Genomic DNA, 12,180 nt, shown 5'->3' on the forward strand with positions numbered 1-12,180 from the left:
TAACAAAAAGGAGAATTATATGCACGAATATATGAATTTTAACAATGCAGAGCCACAAGTATCGTTAATACCTAAAGGAACTATAGCGAAAGCAGCGGTTACTTTAAGGGGAGGTAATCACGGGGATGAAGCCTTGTTAAGTAAAAGTGAAAAGACTGGCTCAATAGGCTTAAATGTTGAGTTTACGATAACTGAAGGAGAATACAAAAATAGAAAAATTTTTCAGTTACTAGGAATACAAGGTAACAAAAAGGATGATAGCGGTAACGATATCTGGGGAAGTATGGGTCGTTCATTGATCAGAGGAATACTAGAGTCCGCACACAATATCAGTCATGAGGATGAATCACCGAAAGCTCAAGCTATAAGGGATTTAGATAAATTCTCTAAGCTTAATAACTTGCAATGTCTCGTAAAAATAGGCGTAGAAGTCGATAAGACAGGGCAATACGATGATAAAAACAAGGTGATAAAAATCATTACTTTGGGAACAAAAGAATATAACGAGTATTACAACACCAATCCTATTGCTAGTAACCAAGTGTCTAACGGAAAGTATGTTTCACCTGCTGCTAGTAGCAAGAGTGTAGGACACTCAGATTTAGACGATGAACTGCCATTTTGAGGAGAAAAAATATGAGTAATGAAAATAATTTAAGAGAACACGGTAAATTCTTGCAGACTTACCTACAGAATTACTGCACTAAATATAACTTAGGATACCAGCTAATATTAAGCAACTTTGATGATGGAAAGCGTTTAATAGATACTTCAAATGTAGATTTAGAAAATACTATTACTAGAATGATTACAGTTTTAGGAAAAGTTTTTGACGAATATATGAAAGAACATAAAGATGAAAATCTTAACGAAGAAATTATAGCTTTGCATAACTTAATAAAGGTTGTAGCAACAAAAAACCTGAATTTACTTTAGATGATGACGCAAAAGAAAGGCTTAAATCAGCTGCAATATTTCAGATGTGTTGCGGTTTAACTAAGGAATTGATCTTGTCAGGACATAAACCAGATGATTTACTCGATGATTTAACTATTGAAGATATAGAAGAGATGGAGGTTAATAACCACGAGTTTATAAAAGATATTCCTAATACACCAGAAGTTAGAGAGTTTATAAAAAGTTTTATGAAAGCTAAAGCAGATGAGGCTTTTAAAAAATGATATCTTCAATTTCTACACCTCTAGAAGACTGCCGCACTCTACAAGTCTCAATCAAGGACAAGTACGGCTTCAAGGCTAATAAAGAGCTGATAGAACAGAAGTACAAGCGCAGGTTTAAGGCGGTTGAGGGAAAGGAAGTGGTGAGAGAGTTTTACGATAGGTTTGTGGTGAAAATTAATAATAAGAAAATAGGATAACAAAATGACAGAAGCAATAAACACAAACGACCTAAAGAACACAGTTGAAAAACTAGAGCGTCTAGAGGACGAAAAAGCCATGTATACCGAGGTGGTAAAAGAAGCATACGCCGAGGCTAAGGCTAAGGGTTACTGTACTAAAACGCTGAAGCACGTTCTTAAACTTCGCAAAAAGGACAGGGCTAAGATTGATGAGGAAGATGCTTTAATAGAATTGTATAGGGGAGCTTTGGATATATGAATTTTATAGAAGCCCTAGAAGTGTTGAAAGATGGCAAGAAGATAACCAGAAAAACATTTGGTTCTTCACCAGATAAATTCAGATATTACACAACAGAAGACTTTGAAGCCGATGACTGGGAGGTGGTGGAATGATAAAATGGAATCCTACTTTAGTTAAAATTTCAGAGTTAAAAGAGTATAACAACAATCCAAGGAAGATCGGTAACAAAGAACTGGAAAAGCTAACGTCTCATATACAACAAGACGGATATCATCAACGTATTATCGTGAATAACGATTACACTATAATAGGCGGACATCAACGTAAGAAAGCCTTGCTTGCGGCGGGATATAAAGAAGACGATAGTATAGAAGTTTTAATGCCCGATAAGCTTCTTGGTCAAGAAGAGCTAGATAGAATTAACATAAGAGACAATCTGCCTTTCGGTGAGTATGACTTTGATATACTTAGCGAAAGATTTGACCTTGAAACTTTAGTCGATTTCGGTATGCCAGAAGATATGCTCGTTGGTTTCGGTGAAGAAAATCTTTTGACTAGTGAAGATGAAATTGTCGGTGATTTACCTACAGAGCCTAAGTCTAAACTCGGCGATTTATACATATTAGGCAACCATCGGCTCTTATGCGGTGATAGCACTAATCCAGAGCATGTAAGCAGATTACTAGACGAAGAGAATCCTATATTAATGGTAACCGATCCGCCTTATGGGGTAAACTACGAACCTGAGTGGCGGAATGATAGTGGTCAACTTGGCGTTGCCCAAGCTACTGGTAAAGTTTTAAATGATCATAGATTCGATTGGTCGGAAGCTTACTCTTTATTTGCAGGTGATATAGCTTATGTTTGGCATCCATCTGGATACACGCATAAATTTGCCGAAAATATCGAGAATTGTGATTTTAAATTAATAAATTTGATTATATGGGTTAAGCAACATCTTGTATTTGGTAGAGGTGATTATCACCACCAATATGAAGCTTGTTGGTATGCGGTAAGAAAAGGGAAAACTCATAATTGGCAAGGGAAAAGAGACCAAGTGACAGTTTGGCATATAGATAATTTCAATGGCTTTGGAAAGGATAAAGAAGAACAGACTAACCATAGCACTCAAAAACCCCTTGAGTGTATGTTAAGACCGATACTCAATAATTCCGAGGTAGGGGAGGGAGTGTACGACCCATTCGGAGGTAGTGGCACAACTCTAATTGCTTGCGAGAAATCAAAGCGTAATTGTTATATGATGGAGCTATCGCCTGCATATGTAGATTTGATAGTTGCTAGATGGGAAAAAGAAACTGGGGAAAAAGCGGTTTTGATTAATGAGTGAAGATATTCGTGGATATAACATTGAAATCGATTTTAAACTTGTGCAAAAACTTTGTGAAATACAATGCACGGGTGAGGAAATTGCGAGTGTTTTAGGGGTTAGTTACGATACTTTAGTTAGAAGAATAAAAGAGCAGGGATACGACAACTTTGCGGAGTACTATAAAAAGAATTCTCAAGTCGGCAAAGCTAGTCTAAGGCGTATGCAATGGGGGTCGGCGGCTAAAGGTAACGTTCCTATGCAAATATGGCTAGGTAAGCAATTCCTCGGACAAAAAGATAAAATAGAAACGGAAAATACGAATTATTCACAAGAGATCGTAGCTTTTCAATTAAGCCCGTTAAAAACCGGTGATAAAAATGCAGAAGAAGATATTGATTAAACAGCATGAAGTACCTGACTGGATTTTGCCGTTATATCTTGAGAATTACACATACAACATAATTTATGGCGGAAGAGGTGCCGCTAAATCATTTTGTGTTGCTGAGTTTTTGGTTGCTGCTAGTTTTACAGTTAGCAACGTAGTTTTTTTGTGTTGTAGAGAAACTCAAGACTCTTTAAAAGACAGCGTTCATTTTTTGTTGTCTAAGCGCATTAGAAAAATGGAATTAACTCAATATTTTAAGATAACTAGAGAAGGGATTAAAAATCTATCTACAAATGTAAATTTTGTTTTCACCGGTTTGTGGCAAAATGTAGAAAGTGTCAAAAGTATACCAGATATTAAATACGTGTGGATAGAAGAAGCAGCGACTATATCCAAAGAAAGTTGGGATTTGTTGATACCTACAGTTACTAGAAATGAAGGATGTAAAATTATATGTACATTTAATCCTAGTGAAGAAAGCGATGTAATTTATCGTACTTTTGTTACCCAAGAACCGCCGCCTAATTCTTATGTAAGAAAAGTCTCATACCGAGACAATCCATACCCTATGGGTAAAGAGTTTTTTATAGAGTTAGAACATAAGAAAAAGACTGATTACGAAGCTTATTTGCATGATTACGAAGGAGAATGTAAAAAGCATTCAAACATCAGAGTTTTTGTTAAAGATAAACATTGGTTTGTAGAAGAATTTGAACAACCTAGAAACGCACACTTGCACTTTGGTTTAGATTTTGGTTTTTCACCTGAGCATCCAACCGCAGGCATAAGATGCTATATTGATGATAAAGCTAATTATTTATATATAACGCATGAAGCGGTTAAGACTGAACTTAGCCTAGAACACATGGGGCAATTTTTAGAGGAGCGCTTACCGCAATTAAAGCAATATTGTATATACGCTGATAATGCAGGACAAATTCAGATTGATTACTTAAAAAGACGAGGATATTGGATTGAACCTGTTAAAAAAGGTGCTGGAAGTATTGAGGGTGGTATTGAATATATTAAATCTTTTTCAAAAGTAATAATTCATCCTCGTTGTGTTGAAACCATCAAAGAATTTTCTTTGTATTCTTATAAGGTAGATGAGCGTAGCGGTGATATTAAACAAGAAATTATAGACAAAAACAATCATTGCATAGACTCTATTAGGTATTCGCTAGAAAATTGTATGAGAAACACTAGCGCAGATTATACTAAATGGGATATGTCTGTTTTTGATGATCTTTTTATAAGATAGATTGTAAAAATTTAAGTTCTAAGACTTCACTTTGTGTAGTGTAAAGAAATAGCAAAACCAACTCAATACACAGTATTTTAGTGTAGGTTGTATATTTAGGGTATACCCAAAAAATACATTACTTAATGAACAAAATCACCCGAAATAATCGTATATTAAGGGTCTAATTTTTATTAATATACAAAAATTAGTGATGGCATACCCTAATTTAACAACAAGACTATTGCTTTCTTTGTCTAAAAGTATATACTTGTATAATTAAATTATGTAGGTTTTATATGTATAGCCAAGTAAAAAAATGGGGCAACAGTTTAGGCGTTAGAGTGCCGAAGAGGATTGCTAGCGAGCTTAATCTTAAGGATGGGACTAACGTTAATGTCAAAGTAGAAGAAAACCGACTTGTTATTAGCTCAGACATTTCAGAGTTGGATATGCTAGTAAATAAAATAACAGAAGCCAATCGCCATGAAATAATATTTAGCGATGCTCCAGTAGGTAAAGAAACGTGGTAAATTACACACCTGAGAAAGGCGATATTGTTTGGATAGATTTTGAGCCTCAAAAAGGTCGAGAAATAGCTAAAAAAAGACCGGCTATAGTTTTGTCTCCAAGTAACTACAATATTAAAAGTCAATTAGCTTTGTTTGTTCCTATTACAAGTTCTGTCAAAGGTTATCCATTTGAGGTTTTGATTAACTATAACGATATAAAAGGAGCTATTCTCTGTGATCAAATACGTTCTATGGATTGGAAAGAACGTAAAGTAACAAAAATTACGAGATTAGACAAAAAAATACTAAACGAAGTATTGTCTAGAATACGATTATTGCTTTCAAATTAACTAAAACAATCTCAATACCTCACCACTAAAATCACAAAACATATTACAATTACTTCTAATTATGGTATTATGATATATAAATTTATACCATATTTTCGATGTTTAAAAATATTCAAAATAAAATTGCAAATTATTTATCAAAGCCTAACAATAATAGTCGTGTTGACGGTTACTCAAGTGTTTTTACTAATCTTGGAACTAAGCGTAGTCGCACCAACTCTACATTTTTTAGACCAACTTTATCTTTAGACCAGTACACGTTAGCTGAAATATACAAATCAAACGGAATCGGTAAAAGAATAGTAAACATCCTTGTTGACGATGCTATTAGAGGGTTCATCGAAGCTGATAAATTGTTGTTAAAAGAGCTATATAGAGTAAAAGCAAAACAGGCGATAATAGATGCAGGTTGTTTTGGCAGACTGTACGGAGGAGCCTTATTAGTAGCTTTTGTTGATGATGAGCAAGAATTCGATAAACCTTTAAATTTAAATAGAATTCAGCAACTAATATCATTAAAAGTTTTTGATCGGCATCAGATATACTGGAACGATGATGACTTATGTAATGATTTTTACAAAGAGTACTACGGCGAACCCGAGCTGTTTACTATTACCAACAACTGGAATGGGTTGTCGGACATTTCTTTTAAAGTACATAGGTCTAGATGCTGTATTTTTGGCGGCGACAAGATACCTAATTCTTTGAGAGTAAATAATCAAGGTTGGGATGTTTCTGTTTTGCAGTCATGTTGTGAATCAATACGTAATTATAATTTAGTTAACACTTCTTCGGTAGAAATCATACAAGATTTTGTGCAAGTAATTCTTAAATTAAATGGGCTTGCTCAAAAAATGGCTGCTGGTGAAGAAGTAAAAGCTAGCCTTAATGAGCGAATCGACTTGATAGACAAAACAAGGTCGGTATCTAATAGCATAATTCTCGATGGTAGCGGTACAGAAGATTACGAAAAAAAAGCTAGCTCGGTCTCAGGTTTAGCAGATTTGTGGGATAGGTTTTCAGAAAATATTTGTGCAGTAACGGGAATACCCGCTACTAGGCTTTTCGGTAAATCTCCTGGCGGCCTTAATGCTACCGGAGCAAGCGACTTGCAAAACTGGTACGATATAGTAAGAGCGTATAGAGGCGATCAAATAGAGCCGTGTATTAATTGGTTACTTGATATTTTGAAATCGCAAAAAAGTTGGACTGATAAACCGAAAGTTTGGGAGTGGGAGTTTCCGTCTTTAACCGCCCCTTCAGAGTTAGAGTGGGCAGAGATCAAGAAAAAATATGCAGAAACTGACGCTATATATATGGATCGCGGCGCGATTGATCCGATTGAGTGCTGGCAAGAAAGATTTGGAAGGGGCGAGTTTCACGTAAATATTAAATTGTCTAAACCAGAACCTGAAGAATTAATAGAAATTGACGATGATAATGCGGACTTATTGGCTGTTGAAAAAAATAATGAAGAGGACAAAGAAAGTAAAGAGGATAAAGAGGTTAAAGATATAGTCCGTAATACCTATAAGAAACTTAAAAATGGGTAATCTGTGAATAGAGAACTAGCTTTACTTGCAGTTACGGTCAGTGAGTTAACGGACAAATACCTAGCTTTAAAATTCGTTTCTTCTATTGATCTTAAAGATGGTCGTGTCGTTATAAAATATTCAGACGGCACTATACATAAAATTGATTTACTTTTATCCGATATAGAACCTCAAATAATCACAAAAGAACCTGATATTGAAATAATAGAAAAATCAATAACCGGTAAGTTATTACAAGATCTCAATCAAAATAAACAAGCTATTATTGATGAAGTACTTAAGCTTATTCCGTTGCCTAAAAACGGAGAGAACGGCAAAGACGGTACAAGTGTTAATAGTAGAGAAGTTGTTGCTGAGTTAGAAAAAATTATAGCCGAGAAAATATCTACTGAAGTTGAAAGAATAAAGCGGCTTATACCGACTGCAATTAATGGAAAAAACGGCGAGGACGGCAAGGACGCTGATGAGCAGAAGGTAATAAGCGAAGTATCTAAACTGCTTGAGCAGAAATTACAAAAAGGTCTTTTAGAGATTAAAGAAGCTATACCGAAGCAGATTGTCCCACGAGACGGAGTCGATGGACAGAATGGAGTTGACGGCAAAAACGCTGACGAAGAAAGCATAAAACACTCTTTGATGTCCGTATTAGAGGAAAAAATCAACGGAATAAAAGAAGAACTTAATAAACAGTTAGAACAGGATATTAAAAATTTAAAAAATTCTATTCCGCAAGTAAAAGACGGAGTTAATGGTCGTGACGGCAGGGATGCCGACAACGAGTTTATATTAAAAAAACTTGAGATCACGCTAAATGATAAGATAGAGATTATAAAGTCCGAGTTATCGAATTTAATTGCAGAAAAGTCTAACTCTATAAAAGACGGAGTTAACGGCAAAGATGCTGACGAGCAGAAGATATTAAAGCGTCTATCTTCAGAAATAAACGCCAAGTTAGACGCGTATCAAAAAGAATTAAGCGGCAATCTTGCGGGGTCTATAGCAGATGCCGTTGAGAAAATAAAAGCTGATATACCGACTCCAAAAAATGGGGTGGACGGCAAAGACGGGAAATCTATAAAAGGCGACAAAGGCGATCGCGGTAACGGCGTGAAAGACGCTAAAATTGATAGTAGAGACCACTTAATTATTACAACTGATGATAAAATCATAGATGCAGGCGAAGTAAGTAAGAAGTTCTTTAGCAGTTTTGGTTTTAGCTATACTAATGAATTGCCGATGCCTTTTGATGTAGGCGGTTTTAAGAAAGGCACAAGGTTTAAAGATGTAGAGCTAAAAGTATTGTGGACTAAGTTATTGTACGGCTATGACCTACCTTATTTTAGCTCTTTTAATATTAATTCTTTACCTACGGAAGTTGAGGTAGGTTATAAGATACTAGCCGGTTCTTATTCTGTTGAGTTCTTAATACAAAATCCTGAGCTATTAAAAGAAAATTCTATAGCAATTAATTTAAACGATACCGCTATACTAAGTGATTTACCAAATTCTTCTCCTGTAGAAATTATTTTAAGTGAGGACGTAAGAAGAGATACTTTAGGCTCAGTTAATTTTGAAATAAGCGCATATGATACTACAGGGACGAGTTTTAACAAATCTTTGAGCGTGAATTATAAGTATAAAATATATTACGGAGAGTACGCCGAAGATATAGAAGATACGGGTTTTACAAATCCTATGTCTGTTCTTAGAGCCACAGAGTTAGTATACGATATAAGAGGCGAGTATCTGTTTTTAGGGATTGGATATAAGTGGTTTTGTTATCCCGAAGGTTTAGGCGAACATTATATATTTTATGAGATTTCAAGTGATATTGCTCTTGTTTTTGACGAGGTTAAGAAGATATCAATTACTAACGAATACGGGATTGTGTTGACATATAATTGCTATCGTACCTTACAAGAAATAAGTGAGCAGTTTGTAATGGGTATTAAATAATGGACAAAGATACCATCAGAGTATTTAGTTTTTCAGGCGGTTCAACTAAAGGGTATGGCGAAAATCGTTTTATGCAGAAGTTTCTACATCAGTGGGGAATACCGCAAGCTGATTTTTGGAAATATCCTGACGTAATGTGCGGTACTTCGATTGGTGCGATTCTTGCTTGTGCTTATGCTTACGGCAAAACTCCCGATCAAATGGAGTCTTTTTTCTTAGAAGAAGCTAAGAAAATTTTTAGTATTAGTACTACTGATTCAGACAGACCGAGTACATTGAGTAAAATACTTTCTATTGCAAACAATAATGCTTTTTATACGTCACCAGATAGCAGTTCTAATTTTGGTCATAATGTATTACATCAGACTTTAGAGCGTAATTTTGGAACAAGTACATTAGCTAATTTGAATGTTCCTATTGTTATACCTGCCGTTGAACAGGATATGAGCAGACCTGTTTATTTTTCAAATTTCAATGACCCAGCGTATTTTATAGGCAGAGATTTTAAAATAGTAGACGTATGTCGAGCATCATCTGCAGCTTTCCCTTATTTACCGAGCCACCCATTTAATGGACATGATTATATAGACGGAACCTTTTTAATTAATAACGCTGTTGATAGGGCAATTAAGCTTGGACTCACAATAAAACCAAACGTCAAAAGAATAGTTGTAGTCAATGTCGGTGCAGGAATTGGTAGGAATGGTTTTGACGGCTCTGATCCTTTAGGTGAAACATCTGCAGAAAGAATATTTGCCTATACTACTCTATTGATGACTAATGCAGAGCAAAATAGTCACAAAAATTTACAGTATGAAGCCGATAGATTGAATAATGGTTACGGATTACCGCTGTTTTACTACGGTTGGTATCCTACATTCCCTGAAGATTTTAACAATGAAGTAGATAACAGCACTCCAGAATGGTATGCAGAGCTAGCAAATATAATAGATGCACATTACGCTAATGAAAGTGATAAGATTTCAAGTATATTAACGCATTTAACGGCATGACTGGAATCAAAGTAAGTGACTACATAAGACCTTTGGGTATAAGCGATGTTTATCCTACTCATTTAGATATTTTCGGTAAAGGTGGGATACATAGCGTTAGTAGTATTCTAGGTAGAGATAACATCACAACCGAAAGGCGTAGCAAAGGTATGTTTGCCTTTGTTGAAGAAAACAATAGTTTCTATTCTCTTTTAAAAGGTCTCGATAACCAAAGTTGGGTTAAACTTTTTGGTTTAGATCAAGATAATAATTTAGATTTTCAGATTTTTTGTCCAAAAGGCTATACTTTGGTAGGTGATAACAATCAAATCGCTAGACCTTCGCCTATTTTAATAGATATAAGACAGGATATAATAGATTTGCGTCGTAACGTAGATAAATTAGACGTCTTAGGTAAGCTAGATCACAACAGAATCTGGGTAGGTGATTACACCAATAGACCGGAAGAGCGTTTGCAAATAGGGGTTGTGAATTTACCGACCTTAGGAGCGGCGTTATTTCCTGAGCCTACAGGATTGCTTGAAATAGCGATCCCAAACCCTACTTTTAATCACCTATCTGCTTCAGATTGGATAATGTCTGGTCCATGGCTACCTCAAATATTTGCAGGTTTTGTAGATACGGATTTATCTAGCCCTTTAACTAAAGTGTCAAGCAGTCTTGCTATGACTCAAATTAGAACAGCTAAGAATTTTAAGTTATTTGATAACTCGGCTTTTATAGTGGCAAATAAGACAGTATCATTTTTTTGGGATAATCCTGCTTATTTGATTGCTGACATTGATCCTAAATTAAAAGCCGTAATGGAACTATATGATTTAGGAACAACATATACTTTTACTAAAGCACAATCATTAGGTGAATTAGAAAGTGGATTATTAAAAAATACTGTTGATAATCATATTGGAACTTTATCAAAAGCTATTCCCGGTACAGATTATGTAGAACTTACAGATATTCCTATTGGGCCTTTAGTTGTATATAATCAAGATAAATTTATATCGCCTACAAGTTTTAAAACAAGAAAAAATAAACCTAATGAGTTTGGCGAACCCACTCCCAATGTATTAAATATTTTAGAAGGACCTCTAGCTATTTTCACTAAGTTAGCATTAACCGCGTTAGAAACAGGTTTACTGGTTAAAATAGGGTTATCGGGTGAACTAATAGGAGCAACAAAAGGTACAGATTATGTTACTCCTAATGAGATAGGAGATATTAATACTAAATTAGACAAACTTGCATTACTTGTAAAGCTACTTATAGGGGTTAAAGTAACAACCGATATAGTTGATATTACTTTAGACCAGGCTAAAAACCTGAATAAAGTTGTAAAAACTATTGTTGGAGTTAAAGATGCTGTAGATATGGTAGATGTTACATTTAATCAAGCAAATGCTTTAACTACGGCAGTAAAAAATGCGGTAGGAGTAGCTGAAACTGCTGAGATAGTAGATTTAACTGCCAAAGCTGCCACAGTAGCAACTAATGCGGCATCTCTTGTAGAAATAGAAGCTCAAATAGCAGCTTTAGCTGGGGTACAAACATTAACAGCTCTTGGAACTATTTTAGGGTTTGTATTTACTGTTTTTGGAGGTTATGAATATGGGCAATATATTAGAGGTCAAACATTAAATGTTAAAAACACGTGGAAAGCAGCTGATTTAAATGATGAGGGTCATAATGCGGTAGGTGATTTTGAATTTAGATACCCTTCAGGCTATAGTTCAGATGATAGAGGGCATGGTACTCTATGGTTTGATTCAAGAGGAAGAAGCAGTAGTCATCGTTCAAGTGCAGGATTACGTCTATTTGCTTGGGATAGCGGAGCTGATCATATGGGTTCTGATGATCCTTTAGCTCCTTTACATATAGGTATTTTTGGATATCAGAATAAGTATCATGTAGCACCTAGAGCAAATCCTACCCCTATTTATAAAGGGTTTATATTTGAATCTGATTTTGATAATGATAATGGAGGTATATTTGGCGATAATCCAAATTATCGTTTTCCTAAAAGATTTGGGTTATATGATGTAACTCGTACAATTAGTACATTTTTTACTCAAAGTTGGGGATGGGATAGTAAAAATACAATTTTTGAATATGATTATCAAAACTTCAATTTTGAAAAACCTGTAAAATTTAATAAAAATATTATTTTGCCAATAATTAAAAAAGCAGATATCCCTTTAAATCCACCTCTAGGTATGGTATTATTAGTAGAGTTTTAATACTAA

The 12,180-nt window shown here is 35.0% G+C and carries 15 protein-coding genes; all 15 read left to right on the forward strand.

Annotated elements, in window-relative coordinates; translation table 11 throughout:
* Window positions 1-19 precede the first annotated feature (19 nt).
* The 15 genes from Trichorick_RS06945 (at window position 20) to Trichorick_RS07015 (ending at window position 12,174) form a co-directional block, all read left to right on the forward strand.
* Window positions 20-625, forward strand: coding sequence for a hypothetical protein (locus Trichorick_RS06945; protein ID WP_323738976.1), 606 nt, complete (start codon window positions 20-22; stop codon window positions 623-625).
* 11 nt (window positions 626-636) lie between these two features.
* The gene (locus Trichorick_RS06950) at window positions 637-936 is read left to right on the forward strand and encodes a hypothetical protein (RefSeq protein WP_323738977.1); all 300 of its coding nucleotides are present in this window, start codon (window positions 637-639) and stop codon (window positions 934-936) included.
* Window positions 937-1,010: 74 nt separating this feature from the next.
* Window positions 1,011-1,181 carry a hypothetical protein gene (locus Trichorick_RS06955; RefSeq protein ID WP_323738978.1) on the forward strand — a complete coding sequence of 57 codons (171 nt, stop codon included), beginning with the start codon at window positions 1,011-1,013 and terminating at the stop codon, window positions 1,179-1,181.
* Window positions 1,178-1,378: a hypothetical protein gene (locus tag Trichorick_RS06960; RefSeq protein WP_323738979.1), complete on the forward strand. Its 201-nt coding sequence runs from the start codon at window positions 1,178-1,180 to the stop codon at window positions 1,376-1,378. The genes Trichorick_RS06955 and Trichorick_RS06960 overlap by 4 nt, the downstream gene beginning before the upstream one ends.
* 4 nt (window positions 1,379-1,382) lie before the next feature.
* Window positions 1,383-1,619, forward strand: a complete 237-nt coding sequence (locus Trichorick_RS06965) for a DUF2312 domain-containing protein (RefSeq protein WP_323738980.1) — start codon at window positions 1,383-1,385, stop codon at window positions 1,617-1,619.
* Complete coding sequence (locus tag Trichorick_RS06970) at window positions 1,616-1,753, forward strand: hypothetical protein (RefSeq protein WP_323738981.1); 138 nt, start codon at window positions 1,616-1,618, stop codon at window positions 1,751-1,753. Before Trichorick_RS06965 ends, Trichorick_RS06970 begins: the two co-directional genes overlap by 4 nt.
* On the forward strand, window positions 1,750-2,949 hold the full coding sequence (locus Trichorick_RS06975; RefSeq protein ID WP_323738982.1) for a DNA modification methylase: 1,200 nt from the start codon (window positions 1,750-1,752) through the stop codon (window positions 2,947-2,949). Before Trichorick_RS06970 ends, Trichorick_RS06975 begins: the two co-directional genes overlap by 4 nt.
* Window positions 2,942-3,331: a hypothetical protein gene (locus tag Trichorick_RS06980; RefSeq protein ID WP_323738983.1), complete on the forward strand. Its 390-nt coding sequence runs from the start codon at window positions 2,942-2,944 to the stop codon at window positions 3,329-3,331. The genes Trichorick_RS06975 and Trichorick_RS06980 overlap by 8 nt, the downstream gene beginning before the upstream one ends.
* A complete protein-coding gene (locus Trichorick_RS06985) occupies window positions 3,309-4,577 on the forward strand; it encodes a PBSX family phage terminase large subunit (RefSeq protein WP_323738984.1) in 1,269 nt (422 codons plus the stop codon). The genes Trichorick_RS06980 and Trichorick_RS06985 overlap by 23 nt, the downstream gene beginning before the upstream one ends.
* Before the next feature lie 278 nt (window positions 4,578-4,855).
* Window positions 4,856-5,089, forward strand: a complete 234-nt coding sequence (locus Trichorick_RS06990) for an AbrB/MazE/SpoVT family DNA-binding domain-containing protein (protein ID WP_323738906.1) — start codon at window positions 4,856-4,858, stop codon at window positions 5,087-5,089.
* A complete protein-coding gene (gene mazF, locus Trichorick_RS06995) occupies window positions 5,083-5,418 on the forward strand; it encodes an endoribonuclease MazF (RefSeq protein WP_323738907.1) in 336 nt (111 codons plus the stop codon). Before Trichorick_RS06990 ends, mazF begins: the two co-directional genes overlap by 7 nt.
* 98 nt (window positions 5,419-5,516) lie before the next feature.
* On the forward strand, window positions 5,517-6,971 hold the full coding sequence (locus tag Trichorick_RS07000) for a DUF1073 domain-containing protein (RefSeq protein ID WP_323738908.1): 1,455 nt from the start codon (window positions 5,517-5,519) through the stop codon (window positions 6,969-6,971).
* A 3-nt stretch (window positions 6,972-6,974) separates the two neighbouring features.
* Window positions 6,975-8,927, forward strand: coding sequence for a hypothetical protein (locus Trichorick_RS07005; protein WP_323738909.1), 1,953 nt, complete (start codon window positions 6,975-6,977; stop codon window positions 8,925-8,927).
* Entirely contained in the window at window positions 8,927-9,940 is a 1,014-nt protein-coding gene (locus tag Trichorick_RS07010) for a patatin-like phospholipase family protein (RefSeq protein WP_323738910.1), read from the forward strand. Before Trichorick_RS07005 ends, Trichorick_RS07010 begins: the two co-directional genes overlap by 1 nt.
* Window positions 9,937-12,174: a hypothetical protein gene (locus Trichorick_RS07015; protein ID WP_323738911.1), complete on the forward strand. Its 2,238-nt coding sequence runs from the start codon at window positions 9,937-9,939 to the stop codon at window positions 12,172-12,174. The genes Trichorick_RS07010 and Trichorick_RS07015 overlap by 4 nt, the downstream gene beginning before the upstream one ends.
* The last annotated feature ends 6 nt before the right edge of the window (window positions 12,175-12,180 follow it).

The organism is Candidatus Trichorickettsia mobilis (genome assembly GCF_034366785.1).
In the GTDB taxonomy this organism is placed as follows: domain Bacteria; phylum Pseudomonadota; class Alphaproteobacteria; order Rickettsiales; family Rickettsiaceae; genus Trichorickettsia; species Trichorickettsia mobilis_A.